The organism is Parvibaculum sedimenti, assembly GCF_009184905.1.
GTDB classification, from domain to species: domain Bacteria; phylum Pseudomonadota; class Alphaproteobacteria; order Parvibaculales; family Parvibaculaceae; genus Parvibaculum; species Parvibaculum sedimenti.
On record NZ_WESC01000010.1, the window covers coordinates 118,138 to 132,155 of the forward strand.

At 61.6% G+C, this 14,018-nt stretch carries 12 protein-coding genes; 4 read left to right on the plus strand and 8 right to left on the minus strand.

Features of this window, described 5'->3' with window-relative positions; genetic code table 11:
* The first annotated feature begins 8 nt into the window (after positions 1 to 8).
* Positions 9 to 803 carry a phosphate ABC transporter ATP-binding protein PstB gene (gene pstB, locus F2P47_RS12415; RefSeq protein WP_152216718.1) on the plus strand — a complete coding sequence of 265 codons (795 nt, stop codon included), beginning with the start codon at positions 9 to 11 and terminating at the stop codon, positions 801 to 803.
* 9 nt (positions 804 to 812) lie between these two features.
* Here the strand turns inward: pstB and F2P47_RS12420 are convergent, their stop codons facing one another.
* The 8 genes from F2P47_RS12420 to F2P47_RS12455 form a co-directional block, all read right to left on the minus strand.
* Positions 813 to 1,979: an acyl-CoA dehydrogenase family protein gene (locus tag F2P47_RS12420; protein WP_152216687.1), complete on the minus strand. Its 1,167-nt coding sequence runs from the start codon at positions 1,977 to 1,979 to the stop codon at positions 813 to 815.
* Positions 1,980 to 2,005: 26 nt separating this feature from the next.
* Positions 2,006 to 2,704 (minus strand): fumarylacetoacetate hydrolase family protein, encoded by a 699-nt coding sequence (locus tag F2P47_RS12425; RefSeq protein ID WP_152216688.1) that lies wholly within the window; start codon positions 2,702 to 2,704, stop codon positions 2,006 to 2,008.
* Positions 2,705 to 2,717: 13 nt separating this feature from the next.
* A complete protein-coding gene (locus tag F2P47_RS12430) occupies positions 2,718 to 4,670 on the minus strand; it encodes an acetoacetate--CoA ligase (RefSeq protein WP_152216689.1) in 1,953 nt (650 codons plus the stop codon).
* 21 nt (positions 4,671 to 4,691) lie between these two features.
* A complete protein-coding gene (locus tag F2P47_RS12435) occupies positions 4,692 to 5,465 on the minus strand; it encodes an enoyl-CoA hydratase (protein ID WP_152216690.1) in 774 nt (257 codons plus the stop codon).
* Positions 5,466 to 5,490: 25 nt separating this feature from the next.
* Positions 5,491 to 6,381: a 3-hydroxyisobutyrate dehydrogenase gene (gene mmsB, locus F2P47_RS12440; RefSeq protein ID WP_152216691.1), complete on the minus strand. Its 891-nt coding sequence runs from the start codon at positions 6,379 to 6,381 to the stop codon at positions 5,491 to 5,493.
* Between the two features lie 13 nt (positions 6,382 to 6,394).
* Positions 6,395 to 7,435 (minus strand): enoyl-CoA hydratase/isomerase family protein, encoded by a 1,041-nt coding sequence (locus F2P47_RS12445; protein WP_152216692.1) that lies wholly within the window; start codon positions 7,433 to 7,435, stop codon positions 6,395 to 6,397.
* Positions 7,436 to 7,440: 5 nt separating this feature from the next.
* Positions 7,441 to 8,577 (minus strand): isobutyryl-CoA dehydrogenase, encoded by a 1,137-nt coding sequence (locus tag F2P47_RS12450; RefSeq protein ID WP_152216693.1) that lies wholly within the window; start codon positions 8,575 to 8,577, stop codon positions 7,441 to 7,443.
* 120 nt (positions 8,578 to 8,697) lie between these two features.
* Positions 8,698 to 10,197: a CoA-acylating methylmalonate-semialdehyde dehydrogenase gene (locus tag F2P47_RS12455; RefSeq protein WP_152216694.1), complete on the minus strand. Its 1,500-nt coding sequence runs from the start codon at positions 10,195 to 10,197 to the stop codon at positions 8,698 to 8,700.
* Between the two features lie 85 nt (positions 10,198 to 10,282).
* Here F2P47_RS12455 and F2P47_RS12460 point away from each other — a divergent pair, with 85 nt between their 5' ends.
* The 3 genes from F2P47_RS12460 to F2P47_RS12470 all read left to right on the plus strand — a co-directional run bounded on the left by F2P47_RS12460 (position 10,283) and on the right by F2P47_RS12470 (position 14,005).
* The gene (locus F2P47_RS12460; protein ID WP_204886671.1) at positions 10,283 to 11,206 is read left to right on the plus strand and encodes a LysR family transcriptional regulator; all 924 of its coding nucleotides are present in this window, start codon (positions 10,283 to 10,285) and stop codon (positions 11,204 to 11,206) included.
* A gap of 106 nt (positions 11,207 to 11,312) precedes the next feature.
* Positions 11,313 to 13,568: a CHASE2 domain-containing protein gene (locus tag F2P47_RS12465; RefSeq protein ID WP_185681093.1), complete on the plus strand. Its 2,256-nt coding sequence runs from the start codon at positions 11,313 to 11,315 to the stop codon at positions 13,566 to 13,568.
* A gap of 50 nt (positions 13,569 to 13,618) precedes the next feature.
* Positions 13,619 to 14,005: a DUF3307 domain-containing protein gene (locus F2P47_RS12470; protein ID WP_152216696.1), complete on the plus strand. Its 387-nt coding sequence runs from the start codon at positions 13,619 to 13,621 to the stop codon at positions 14,003 to 14,005.
* Positions 14,006 to 14,018: the final 13 nt, after the last annotated feature.

Genomic DNA, 14,018 nt, shown 5'->3' on the forward strand with positions numbered 1-14,018 from the left:
GGCCGACCATGCACACGATCACGGCGCCGAATGCGAAGGATGGCCCGCTCCCACCCGAGAAGATCGTCGTTAAAGACCTGAACTTCTATTACGGCCATTTTCATGCGCTGAAAAACGTCAACATCTCGATCCATGATCGCCGCGTGACCGCCTTCATCGGCCCGTCGGGTTGCGGCAAGTCGACCCTGCTGCGCACCATGAACCGCATCTACGAGATGTATCCGGGCCAGCGCGCGGAAGGCGAAATCAATGTCGACGGCGACAATATCCTCGCCCAGAAGGACCTCACCGAGCTTCGTTCCAAGATCGGCATGGTTTTCCAGAAGCCGACGCCCTTCCCGATGTCGATCTACGAGAATGTCGCCTTTGGCATCCGCCTCTATGAGAAGCTCAACAAGGCCGATCTCGACGAACGCGTGTTCTGGGCGCTATCGCGCGTCGCGCTCTGGGATGAGGTGAAGGACAAGCTCAACCAGCTCGGCACCGGCCTTTCCGGCGGCCAGCAACAACGTCTTTGCGTCGCCCGCGCGGTTGCCGTGAAGCCTGAAATCCTGCTGATGGACGAACCGGCCTCGGCCCTCGATCCGATCTCGACAGCGAAGCTCGAAGAACTGATCGAGGAACTCCGTCAGGATTACTGCATCGTGATCGTCACTCACAACATGCAGCAAGCCGCCCGTGCCGCGGACTACACCGCCTTCATGTATCTGGGCGAGCTTGTCGAGTTCGACACGTCGGAAAAAATCTTCACCAATCCGTCCAACATCCGCACACGCGACTACGTGACGGGCCGCTTCGGCTAGGAGAAGCGGTCAGTAAGACTTGGGCTGGCCGAGCACTTTTTCCGCGATGAAGCTGAGGATGAGCTGCATGCTTACCGGCGCGATGCGCGGGATCCAGCTTTCGCGCATATAACGCTCGACGTGATATTCCTTCGCATAGCCCATTCCGCCATGCGTCAGGATCGCCGTCTCACAAGCATGGAACGCAGCTTCCGCGGCGAGGTATTTGGCGGCATTGGCTTCGGCGCCACACTCCTTGCCGTTGTCATAGAGCGACGCGGCCTTGAAGGTCATCAGGTTCGCAGCTTCGAGTTCCGCCCAGCATTTCGCCAATGGATGCTGGATGCCCTGGTTCTGGCCGATGGGACGTCCAAAGACGACGCGCTCGCGCGCATAGGCAGACGCCTTCCTGAGCGCCGCGCGGCCCAGACCGATCGCTTCCGCCGCGATCAATATGCGCTCGGGATTGAGCCCATGCAGGATCTGCTGGAACCCCTTCCCTTCCGCGCCGATGCGGTTCTCGACCGGGATCTCAAGCCCGTCGAAAAAAAGCATGTTCGAGTCGACCGCCGAGCGGCCCATTTTCGGGATTTCCCGCACCTCGACCTTGGAGCGATCGAAATCCGTATAGAAAAGGCTGAGCCCATCCGTCTTCTTCGTAAGCTCGTCGTAAGGCGTGGTGCGGGCGAGCAGCAGCATCTTCGATGCAACCTGCGCGGTCGTGATCCAGATCTTCTGTCCGCGCACGATATAGCGGTCACTCTTCCGCTCGGCAAAGGTCTTGAGACCCGTCGTGTTGAGGCCAGCATCCGGTTCCGTCACCGCGAAACATGCCTTGTCCTCGCCGCGGATCAGCGGCGGCAGCATGCGCGTCTTCTGATCCTCAGTGCCGAAGACGACGACGGGATTAAGGCCGAAGATATTGAGATGGACGGCAGAGGCACCGCTCATGCCGCCGCCTGATTCCGAGATCGCCTGCATCATCAGCGCGGCCTCGGTAATGCCGAGGCCCGCGCCGCCGACAGATTCCGGCATTGCGATGCCGAGCCAACCCTGATCGGCCACGGCTTTGTAGAAGTCTTCGGGGAAGCCGCCCGCCTTGTCCTTCTTCAACCAGTAGTCGTCGTCAAAAGGCTCGCAGAGCTTGAAAATCGCGTCGCGGATCTGTTGCTGGTCGGGCGTAAGCGAGAAATCCATGGACCCGGCCTCCCTCGCCGGCTGATTTATTCTGCGGGGCCTATGGAGAGCGTGATGCCGCCCACGCCTTCGACCATGCCCTCAAGCCTGTCGCCGGGCTTTACCGGCCCGACGCCTTCGGGCGTCCCCGTGTAGATGATATCGCCCGGTTGCAGATGATAGTAGCGTGAAAGATGAGCGATCAAGGCGGGTACCGGATGGATGAGATCGGAGAGGTCGCCCGCCTGCTTCACCTCGCCATTGAGCTTCAACTGCACCAGGCCTTTTTCGGGATGGCCTGTGATGCTTGCGGGCACAACCTCGGAAAGCACGGCAGCATTCTCGAAATCCTTGGCGAGGTCCCAAGGGCGCTGCTTTTCACGCAGCGCGAACTGAATGTCGCGCCGCGTCATGTCGAGGCCGCAGGCATAGCCGAACACATGATCGAGCGCATCGGCGGCAGCAACGCGGAAGCCACCCCTGCCGATAGCGACGACCATTTCCATTTCATACTGAAGGTTGGCTGTCTCCGGCGCATAGGCGATCATGCTGCCGCTCGCGACATAGTGATGCGCGGATTTATTGAAATAAAATGGCGCCTCGCGATCCGGCTCAACCCCCATCTCGCGCGCATGCGCCGCATAGTTTCGCCCGACGCAAAAGATGCGATGAATGGGGAACAACTCGTCCCGCCCCCGAATGGGAACAGCGACGGTCGCAGGCGGCGTGAAGAGGTAGCGGGACAACTCAGCCCTCCTGTCAGGACTTCAACTCAACTATGTCGATGAAAAGGTCGAGTGCTTCGGGGTTGGCGAGCGCTTCCTTGTTCTTGATGGGACGTCCATGCACGACATCGCGCACGGCGAGTTCAGTGATTTTGCCGGATTTGGTGCGTGGAATGTCGGCGACGGCGACGATCTTCGCAGGTACGTGTCGTGGCGAAGCACCGTCTCGGATTTTCTTGCGTATCTTCACCTGAAGGGCATCGTCGAGCATGGTGCCGTGTTTCATCACGACGAAGAGGATGACGCGGGCATCACCTTCCCAATCCTGACCGATGGCGATCGCTTCCTGAATTTCTGGAAGCTGCTCCACCTGCGCGTAGATTTCCGCCGTGCCGATGCGCACGCCGCCCGGATTGAGCGTCGCGTCGGAGCGGCCATGAATGATGAAACCGCCATGCTCGGTGATCTCAGCGAAGTCGCCGTGACACCAGACGCCGGGGAAACGTTCGAAATAGGCGGCGCGATATTTGGCGCCGTCCGCATCATTCCAGAAACAGACCGGCATGGACGGGAAGGGCTTCGTGCAAACGAGTTCGCCCTTCACGCCAATGACAGGCTCGCCGTCATCGTTCCAGACGTTGGTTGCCATGCCGAGACCCTTGGCCTGAATCTCGCCGCGCCAGACCGGGTCCCACGGAGAGCCGCCGACGAAGCAGGAGAGAATGTCGGTGCCGCCCGAAATCGAGGAGAGCTGCACATCCGCCTTCACGTCGCGATAGATGAAATCGAAACTCTCAGGCACCAGCGGCGAGCCGGTGGAGAGGATCGTTTCCATGCTGGCAAGTGAATGCGTCTCGCGCGGCTTGAAGCCCGATTTCTTCACCGCATCGATGAACTTCGCGGATGTGCCGAAAATCCTGATCTTCGCGGCATCAATATAGTCGAAGAGCACGCGCTCGGAGGGATGGAAGGGCGATCCGTCGTAAAGGGCCAGCGTCGCGCCAGCAGCGAGCCCCGAGACGAGCCAGTTCCACATCATCCAGCCGCAGGTCGTGAAGTAGAAGAGCACGTCGCCCGGCTTCTCGTCGCAGGAAAGCTTGTGCTCTTTCAGATGCTGAAGAAGCGTGCCACCAGCCGAATGCACGATGCATTTGGGAACGCCAGTCGTGCCACTCGAATACATGATGTAGAGCGGATGCGCGAAAGGGAGTCTTGCGAAGCTGAGCGGCGCAACGGGAACATTCGCGACAAGCGTCTCGAAATCCTCCGCCTTGGCTAAATCCTTCGGCCCCTCGCCAATGAAGGGCACGATGGCCACATGTTCGAGGCTCGGCAGGCCTTCGATGATTTCGGCAAGCTTCTCATGGCTCGGCAACACCTTGCCCGCATAGCGATAGCCATCGCGGGCAACGAGCACCTTGGGTGCGATCTGGCCGAAGCGATCGAGCACGCCGCGTACGCCGAAATCGGGCGAGCATGACGAGAAGACCGCACCGAGACTCGTGACCGCCAGCATGGCGATGATCGTCTCCGGGCAATTCGGCATGAAAGCTGCGACGCGGTCGCCCGGCTCGACGCCCCAGCGCCGCAACACGGAAGCAAACCGCGCGACACGCGACTTAAGCTCCGTCCAGGTTGTCGGCGCAGATGCTACGCCTTCATTATTGAAGAGCAGCGCGGGCCCGTCGCCTTCATGCGCGAGCAGATTCTCCGCGAAGTTGAGTTTCGCGTCGGGGAAGAACTTCGCGCCGGGCATCTGGTCGCCATCGACGATGAAGCGCGTACCCTTCTCCCCGACCACGCCGCAGAAATCCCAGACCGCATCCCAGAAAGCTTCCGGATGGTCGATCGACCACTGGTGAAGCGCTGCGTAATCCGCGAACTGCGTCCCGTGCCGCGCGGCGAGATGCGCGGCGAAGGCGGTCAGATTGGTCGCCGCGACGCGGGCCGACGACGGTGTCCAGAGCGGTGCTTCTGTGTTCGTCACGTGTCGCCCTTTCCAGGCCGATCAGGAGTGCTTGAAGTTCGGCGCGCGCTTCTCGATGAAGGCCGCCATACCTTCCTTCTGGTCTGCATTGGCAAAACCCGAATGGAAGACGCGGCGCTCGAAGCGGACGCCCTCTGCGAGCGTCACCTCGAAGCTGCGGTTGACGCTCTCCTTGATCGCCATGGTGGCGGGCAGAGACATACCCGCAATCGTTTCGGCGAGTTTTGCAGCCTCTTCGAGAAGCTTGTCCGCCGGCACGATACGCGCGACGAGGCCGGACCGCTCGGCTTCTTCCGCATCCATGAAGCGCCCCGTCAGGCACATTTCCATCGCCTTCGCCTTGCCGACGGCGCGGGTGAGGCGCTGCGAACCGCCCATGCCCGGAATGACGCCGAGCTTCACTTCCGGTTGGCCGAATTTTGCGCTGTCGGCGGCGAGAATGAAGTCGCACATCATGGCGAGTTCGCAGCCGCCGCCCAGCGCGAAGCCCGCCACCGCCGCGATGATCGGCTTGCGTACGCGGGTCAGTTCTTCCCAGGGCGCAAACCAGTCGGCGAGATACATTTCCGTCGCTTCGCGCCCGGCCATCTCCTTGATGTCCGCGCCGGCGGCGAAGGCCTTGGCCGAACCGGTGATGACGATGCAGCCGATGCCCGCATCCGCATCGAAGCCCTTGGCCGCCGCAATCACCTCATTCATCAGCGTCGCGTTGAGCGCGTTGAGCGCCTGCGGCCGGTTGAGCGTGATGGTGGCGACGCGGCCCTGCGTCTCGGTGAGGATGGTTTCGTAAGCCATGTTCGTCGTCTCCCGGAGATCGCGGTTAAATCTGGCCCTTGATGAGCTTTATGACGCCGGAGAAGTCTATCGCATCATGCCCCAGAGCTTCCATCAGAGCGTAAACCTGAGCCGCATGTGCGCCGAGCGGCGTCGGTACCCGCGCCGTTCTGGAAGCGTCCTGGGCGAGGCGAAGGTCCTTCAGCATCATGCCCGCCGTGAAGCCCGGCTTGTAATCGCGATTGGCCGGCGAGGTCGGCACGGGGCCCGGCACCGGGCAGTAAGACGTCAGCGACCAGCACTGACCGGAGGCGGTCGAGGAAATATCGAAGAGCTTCTGCGCATCGAGTCCGAGCTTCTCGCCGAGTGCAAAGGCTTCCGACACCGCAATCATCGAGATACCGAGGATCATGTTGTTGCAGACCTTGGCGACCTGCCCCGTGCCCGCGGCACCTGCGTGGAAGATGTTCTTGCCCATCCTCTCGATGATCGGCAACGCCTTGGCGAAAGCTTCTTCCTCGCCGCCAACCATGAATGTAAGCGTGCCGGCTTCCGCGCCACCGACACCGCCCGAGACGGGGGCATCGAGCATCGACATGCCTGCTGCGACCGCTGCCGCGATGACCTCTCTCGCGGTCGGCACGTCGATCGTTGAGCTGTCGATGAATACCGTTCCTTCGTCGGCCGCGGCGAGGAGGCCACCCTCGCCGAGATAGACCGAGCGCACGTGTTCGCCCGCAGGCAACATCGTCACGACGAATTCGACGCCCTTGGCAGCGTCGGCGGCGGTTGGAACTGCGGTGGCACCTGCTTCAACCAGACCAGCAACCGCCTCCTTCGAGAGGTCGAATACCTTCAGCGCATGCCCCGCCTTCACGAGGTTGCGCGCCATTGGCCCGCCCATATTGCCGAGGCCGATGAATCCGATCTTCGCCATTGTTGTTCTTCCCTTATTCGAATGTCAGTTCGCCGCTTTCGAGCGGCGCGAAATAAGCGTCGATCTCCGCTGTCGTCACATCGTCGAGCTTCGCAGGCTTCCATTTCGGTGCCTGATCCTTGTCGATGATGATGGCGCGTACGCCCTCGTAGAAATCATGACCCTTGATGAAGCGATTGGTGAGCCGGTATTCGAGCTGCATCGCTTCCTCGAAGGAGAGCCTATCGCCCTCCCGGATCTGGCGATAGGCGACGCTACAACTCGTCGGCGATTTGGTTTCAATGTTGGCCGCGACCTTCGCCTCCCACTCGCCGCCATCCGCTTTCAGCGAGGCGACGATTTCGGAAACGGAACCCTTGGCAAAATGCCTGTCGATCGACGCGCGGTGCCGCGCAAGCGGCGCCTCGTCCGCAGGCGCGGAGAGCTCGCGCAGCGCCACATCGATCGACACCCCTTCTGCAAGACGCATCTTCAGTAAGTCGAGCCTATCGCTCGGTACATAAACGTCTGCAATGCCGGCATAGACCGCATCCGCAACCTTCAACCGCTCGCCGGTGATCCCGAGGAACATGCCGATCTCGCCAGGGCAGCGCGGCAGAAAATACGTGCCGCCGACATCCGGGAAAAGGCCGACGCCCGTTTCCGGCATGGCGAAGGTCAGCCGCTCCGTCGCGACGCGACGCGAGCCGTTGACCGAAACGCCGACGCCGCCGCCCATGTCGATGCCGTCCATCAGCGCGACATAGGGCTTTGGATAGCGCTTGATATAGGTGTTGAGCCGATATTCCTCGCGCCAGAAAGCAAGCGCGGATGGATCGCCAGTCTTGCCCCAGTCATGCAGCGCGCGAATGTCGCCGCCTGCGCAGAATGCCTTCTCGCCCGCACCCTCGATGATGACGATCTTCACGCGGTCATCCGCCGCCCAGGCCCTGAGCTGCGGGTGGATCAGGCGAACCATGTTGAGCGTCAGCGCGTTCAGCGCCTTCGGACGATTGAGCGTGATGATACCCGCGACGCCGTTGCGCGCGAACAGAACCTCGGCTTCTTCAGACATGTCGATCAGTTCTTCAGCAGTTCGCGCGCAATGATGACGCGCATGATCTCATTCGTGCCTTCGAGGATCTGATGCACGCGCAGATCGCGCACATGACGCTCCAGCGGGAAATCGTTGAGATAGCCATAGCCGCCGTGAAGCTGCAGCGCCTCATTGGCGACACGGAAGCTGACATCGGTGACGAAGCGCTTCGCCATCGCCGCCTGCATGGTCGCGTCCGGCGTCTTGGCCTGCACCTTGGTCGCGGCCTGATAGAGCAGCAGACGCGCGGCTTCGAGTTCGGTCGCCATGTCGGCGAGCTTGAACTGAAGCGCCTGAAACGTTGCGAGCGGCTTGCCAAATTGCTGGCGCTCGTTGAGATAGGCCTTAGCGCGCTCGAAGGCCACGCGCGCGGTACCGATCGCACAGGCCGCGATGTTGAGACGTCCGCCATCGAGGCCCATCATGGCGAACTTGAAGCCTTCACCTTCTTCGCCGACGCGGTTCGAAACAGGCACACGGCAATCCTCGAAGATCACCTGCGCCGTCGGCTGCGAATTCCAGCCCATCTTCTTTTCCGGCGCGCCGAAGGAAAGGCCCGGCGCACCCTTCTCGACGACAATGCAGGAAACGCCTTTCGGGCCAGCCTCGCCCGTGCGCACCATCGCGACATATATGTCCGACGTGCCGCCACCCGAGATGAAGGCTTTCGAGCCGTTGATGACATAGTGGTCGCCGTCGCGAACCGCGCGTGTGCGCAGCGACGCGGCGTCCGAGCCCGAACCCGGCTCGGTAAGGCAATAGCTCGCGATCAGTTCCATGGTGGTGAGGCGCGGGAGATATTTCTGCCGCAGCTCTTCCGACCCGAATGTGTCGATCATCCAGGACGCCATGTTGTGGATCGTGAGGTAAGCCGCCGTCGAAGTGCAGCCACCCGAGAGAGCTTCGAAGATGAGCGCGGCGTCGAGGCGCGTCAGCGCAGAGCCGCCGACATCTTCCTTCACATAGATGCCTGCAAAGCCGAGCGCCGCCGCTTTACGCAGCGTTTCCACCGGAAAGAAATGCGTCCGGTCCCATTCCGCTGCGTAAGGCTCAAGTTCCTCCGCCGCAAAAGACCGCGCCACATCCTGGAAAGCGCGCTGCTCTTCCGTCAGCTCAAACATCTTGTGACTCCCTCAGATATTCAATTCCCGCCGGGCTGGACGGAGGCACAAATGCCACCGTCCTGATATCGCGGTCCGGCCCCCTCCGCCAGACCGCGATTTGTCCCGACTATGCTTCAATCATCCCATGGTCGGAATGACGAAGGACGAACCTTCCTTCAGTCCGGACGGCCAGCGCGACGTCACCGTCTTGACCTTCGTCCAGAACTTCACGCCTTCCGTACCGTGCTGGTTCGTATCGCCAAAGGCCGAACGCTTCCAGCCGCCGAAGCTGTGATAGGCAAGCGGTACGGGGATCGGCACGTTGATGCCGACCATGCCGACCTGGACGCGTGACGCGAAAGTGCGGGCCGCATCGCCGTCGCGGGTGAAGATCGCGACACCATTGCCATATTGATGCTTGGTCGGCAGTTCGGCGGCCTCGTCGAAATTCTTCGCGCGCACGATCTGAAGCACCGGGCCGAAGATTTCTTCCCGATAGGTCGTCATGTCCGGCGTGACATTGTCGAAGAGCGTACCGCCGAGGAAAAAGCCCTTCTCATAGCCCTGCAGCTTGAAACCGCGGCCGTCGACGAGGAGCTTCGCACCTTCCTTTTCGGCAAGGTCGATGTAGCCCTTCACCTTGTCGAGATGGGCCTGGGTGACGAGCGGGCCGTAGTCGCTGTCGGCTGCCGTCGAAATGCCGATCTTGAGCGCCTGAACGCGTGGCACGAGCTTTTCGATGAGGCGTTCGGCCGTCTCGTCGCCAACTGGCACCGCAACGGGCAACGCCATGCAGCGTTCGCCCGCCGAGCCATAGGCCGAGCCGATAAGATCGTTCACGACCTGATCCATGTCGGCATCCGGCATGATGATCGCATGGTTCTTCGCACCGCCCATGGCCTGAACGCGCTTTCCATGCGCCGCGCCCGTCGCATAGATGTACTGGGCGATGGCAGACGAGCCGACGAAGCTCACCGCCGGAATTGTCGGATCAGTCAGGATCGCGTCGACAGCTTCCTTGTCGCCATTGACGACGTTGAGCACGCCTTCCGGCGCGCCCGCTTCGAGGAAAAGTTCGGCAAGGCGCAGCGGCACCGACGGATCCTTCTCCGACGGCTTCAGAATGAAGGTGTTGCCGCAGGCGATGGCGACACCGAACATCCACATCGGGATCATGGCCGGAAAGTTGAACGGCGTAATGCCGGCAACGACGCCGAGGGGCTGGCGCATCGAATACATGTCGATGCCGGGGCCCGCACCTTCCGTGAATTCACCCTTCTGGAGATGCGGAATGCCGCAGGCGAATTCGATCACTTCAAGGCCGCGCTGAATGTCGCCCTTGGAGTCGGCGACGACCTTGCCATGCTCGGAGGAAAGAAGCTCGGCAAGCTCCTGCATGTTCGTTTCGAGCAGGCGCTTGAACTCGAACATGACGCGGGCGCGGCGCTGCGGGTTCGTCGCCGCCCAGCCGGGGAAGGCCTTGGCGGCCACTTCGACGGCGGCGCGAAGCTCTGCGGTGGTCGCAAGCGGCGTGCGAGCCGTGATCTCGCCTGTGTTCGGGTTGGTGACATCGAGGAAGCGGCCACTGGTGCCCTTCACATGCTTGCCGCCAATGAAATGCGTGAGTTCCTTGACCATCGCTCGCTCCAAACCTTCCGACTTTTGATGCTGTGCGCCTTGTTTACCGGCTGCGTCAGCGCATGGAAACTGGTATAAATGCAGCATGAAGCTGCAAAATCGCATGCCGCTGGATTGGGAAAATCTGCGGCTTTTCCTCGAAACGACGCGCCACTCGACGCTGGCCGATGCGGCGCTGCGCCTGAAGATCGACCCGACGACACTAGGCCGCCGGTTGCGCAGATTCGAGCGCGAAATCGGGACAGCCCTTTTCGAGCGAGTGCCGCAGGGACTGCGCCTCACGCCCATGGGCCAGGTGCTCGCCGCACATGCGGAGCAGATGGAAGATGCGAGCCTCCAGGCCCTGGAGGCGATCAAGGGCACCGGCGGCGCGGCCCGCGGCACCGTCCGGATAAGCGCCACCGAGGGCTTCGGCACTTTCATCATCGCGCCCGCCCTGGTGGAACTCAGCCGTCAGCACCCCGACCTCGAAATCGACCTCGTGGCATCGACGGGCTTTCTCAGCGTATCGAAGCGCGAGGCGGACATGGCGATCCTTTTGGCGCGGCCCACAGCAGGCCGCCTGGTGGCGCAAAAGCTCAGTAATTATGCGCTGATGCTCTATGCCTCGAAAAGCTACCTGCGCGGCGTTCCGCCCATCCGCACACCGTCCGACCTCGCGGGTCATCGGCTCGTTTCCTATGTCGACGATCTCATCTATTCGCCCAAGCTGCGCTATCTGAACGAATTGCCCGGCACACTCTCTCCGACGCTCCGGAGTTCGAGCATCGTCGGCCAATATCAGGCGACCAGGGCCGGCGCCGGCCTCTGCGTTCTGCCCTGCTTCATCGCCGATCAGGAGAAGAGCCTCGTGCGCGTGTTGCCCGAACACATTCGCCTCGAACGGACGTTCTGGCTCGCCGTGCATGAGGAAATGCGAAACTTCGCGCGCGTGAAGGCCGTCTCCGAATTCCTGCTTGCAACCACTGCCGCCCAGCATGCGCTTCTCACGGGCGAGCAGCCGGGATGATCGCCTCCCTGATCCTCGGTTGTGCGGGATAGCGGCACATAAACGCCTCTACCTCGAAACATGCTGTTCCACTATGCTTCAAGGACCTGCAGGGGTTGGAAACGATATGACTGATCTGAACGATAGGGTGAAGAGGGGGCTCAACTGGCTTGCCCACCTTCCCTCGTTCTACATCGCGACCATCGCCCTTTTTCTCGTTGGCGCGATCTTCCTGCGTATCAGCGACCCCTTTCCCGTCAAGGCGCTGCGCTTCATTGCCTTCGACGCCTATCAGAAGATCGCTCCCGCGAAATACGACCCGAGCCTCCCTGTACGGATCGTCGACATCGACGAGGCATCACTGAAGCGTTACGGCCAGTGGCCATGGCCGCGCACCGTCATGGCGGAGTTGCGCGACAAGCTCGCCGCGGACGGCGCGGCTGCCGTCGCGTTCGACGTGATGTTCGCGGAGCCCGACCGCACCTCTCTCGACCGGATCGCCGCCGCCTTGCCAAAACGCGCCGCTGAGGCGCTGACGGCTGCCGCGGGCCCGCTGCAAAGCAATGACGCCATATTCGCGCAAAGCATCGCGCGTGCGCCCACCGTGCTCGCGGTAACGCTGAACCATGCTCAAAGCGCGCCCGGCCTCAAATCGAAGGCGGGCTTCGCCATTGCAGGCGACGACCCCCGCCCCTTCCTCCAGACCTTTTCCGGCGCGGTCGACAATCTCCCTGAGCTGGATGCCGGCGCGCAGGGGCTCGGCTCCGTCAACTGGATACCTGACCGCGATGAAGTCGTTCGCCGCGTCCCGCTGATGTTCGCGAAGGACGGCCAGATCATTCCCTCGCTCGCGGCGGAGGCCCTGCGCGTCGCGCAAGGGGCCAGCACCTTCGTTCTGAAAGCGTCGAATGCGAGCGGCGAGACCGCTTTTGGCCAGGCGACGGGCATGAACCATGTCCGCATTGGCCAGTTCGAAGTGCCCACCGATCCCGACGGCGCCGTCTGGCTCAAATACCGCCCCTCGCACCCGGAAGCCTATATTCCCGCCTGGCGTGTGATTTCCGGCGAGGCGAACCCCGATGATATCGCCGGACGCATCATCTTCGTCGGCACCAGCGCCGCGGGCCTAATCGACCTTCGCGCCACGCCGCTGGCTCAAGGCGTGCCGGGCGTCGAAGTCCATGCCCAGATCCTCGAGCATATCCTGACCGGCAAATTCCTCACCCGACCGGACTATGCGCTTCCAATCGAGCTTGCCATCTTCGCGATATTGGGAATTGGCATAGCCACTCTGCTGCTCAAAACCTCTGCGATCGTCGCCGCGCCGATTTCGCTCGCGATCATCGCCGCACTACCCGTCGGCGGGTGGTTCGCCTTCGTGAAGGCGGGCCTTCTTTTCGATCCGCTCTATCCTGCCTTCTGCCTCTTTCTCATCGTCGCGGGCGGCACCGTCTATCTCTATCGCCGCACCGAGCAGCAGCGCGCGGAAGTGCGCCGCGCCTTCGGTCAATATGTGTCCCCGACCGTCGTGCAGGAACTCATCGCGCACCCCGAAAAGCTGGTGCTTGGCGGCGAGGAGCGCGAACTCACCATTCTTTTCTGCGACGTTCGCAATTTCACCACCATCTCCGAAGGCCTGACCGCCATCGAGCTTACTCGCTTTATCAACGAGCTTTTGACGCCGCTTACCGACCTCGTTCTCGCCAGCGGGGGCACGGTCGACAAATATATGGGCGATGCGATCATGGCGTTCTGGAACGCGCCGCTCGACGACGCCGATCACGCGCATCACGCCTGCGAAACGGCGCGCTCCATCGCCGCCGCCATGGCGCCCCTGAACGAGCGCTGGCGCGCGGAAGCGACAAGACTCAACCGTCCGTTCAAGGATGTTCGCATCGGCATCGGCGTCAATACCGGCATTTGTTGCGTCGGCAATCTCGGCTCGACGCAGCGCTTCGACTATTCCGCCATCGGCGACGAGGTGAACGTCTCCTCACGTCTCGAAGGCCTGTCCAAATTCTATGGCGTCACGACGGTTGTCAGCGAAGCGGCTGCTTCCAAATGTCCGGACATCGCCTATCTCGAACTCGACCTCGTGCAGGTCAAGGGCCGCACCAAGCCGTCGCGTCTCTACACAATGGTTGAAACGCTGGGTTGCAGCGCCGATCTCTATGAAGAACTCATCGCGGACCATACGGCGATGCTGACAAAATACAGAAGCCGCCAGTGGGACAACGCCGAGGCTGCAATCGGCGTCTGCCGCGCCAAGGGCGTCGCAGCGCTCGAAACGCTTTACAATCTTTTAGAAGGCCGCATAGCAGAGTTCCGTCTTACCCCTCCACCTGACGATTGGGACGGGGCCTTCGTCGCGACAGAAAAATGATCAGCCGCATCCCGCGGCCCTGTATGGAACTCAACAAGTAAAGGTGCCTGATGGGTTTTCCGCTATTGACGATTCTGGGCGGACTCGTCCTGTTTCAGTCGAAACATTTTCTCTTCGACTTTGTTTTTCAGACGAGCTACCAGCTGAAGAACAAGGGCACCTATGCTCACCCGGGCGGCATCCTGCATGCCGGGCTCCATGCGGCGGGATCGCTTCCGGCGATCTATCTCTTCAGCCCCTCAGCCACGATGGTGGCGGGCCTCGTCGTCGCCGAATTCGTCATCCATTATCACATGGACTGGCTCAAGGAGCGCGTGGTGCGTGTCAACGGCCTGACGAACAAAGACGCGACCTTCTGGCACATCTTCGGTATCGACCAGCTCGTCCACAACCTCACTTACACGGCCATGCTTACGGTCCTGCTGGCGCAGGTCTGACTGCTGCCGCGCC

What these genes read in the sequence shown, in the direction of transcription:
- pstB (WP_152216718.1), top strand. Translation starts at nt 9, where the DNA reads ATGCACACGATCACGGCGCCGAATGCGAAGGATGGCCCGCTCCCACCC.
- F2P47_RS12420 (WP_152216687.1), bottom strand. Translation starts at nt 1,979, where the DNA reads ATGGATTTCTCGCTTACGCCCGACCAGCAACAGATCCGCGACGCGATT.
- F2P47_RS12435 (WP_152216690.1), bottom strand. Translation starts at nt 5,465, where the DNA reads ATGGCTTACGAAACCATCCTCACCGAGACGCAGGGCCGCGTCGCCACC.
- mmsB (WP_152216691.1), bottom strand. Translation starts at nt 6,381, where the DNA reads ATGGCGAAGATCGGATTCATCGGCCTCGGCAATATGGGCGGGCCAATG.
- F2P47_RS12445 (WP_152216692.1), bottom strand. Translation starts at nt 7,435, where the DNA reads ATGTCTGAAGAAGCCGAGGTTCTGTTCGCGCGCAACGGCGTCGCGGGT.
- F2P47_RS12450 (WP_152216693.1), bottom strand. Translation starts at nt 8,577, where the DNA reads ATGTTTGAGCTGACGGAAGAGCAGCGCGCTTTCCAGGATGTGGCGCGG.
- F2P47_RS12455 (WP_152216694.1), bottom strand. Translation starts at nt 10,197, where the DNA reads ATGGTCAAGGAACTCACGCATTTCATTGGCGGCAAGCATGTGAAGGGC.
- F2P47_RS12460 (WP_204886671.1), top strand. Translation starts at nt 10,283, where the DNA reads ATGAAGCTGCAAAATCGCATGCCGCTGGATTGGGAAAATCTGCGGCTT.
- F2P47_RS12465 (WP_185681093.1), top strand. Translation starts at nt 11,313, where the DNA reads ATGACTGATCTGAACGATAGGGTGAAGAGGGGGCTCAACTGGCTTGCC.
- F2P47_RS12470 (WP_152216696.1), top strand. Translation starts at nt 13,619, where the DNA reads ATGGGTTTTCCGCTATTGACGATTCTGGGCGGACTCGTCCTGTTTCAG.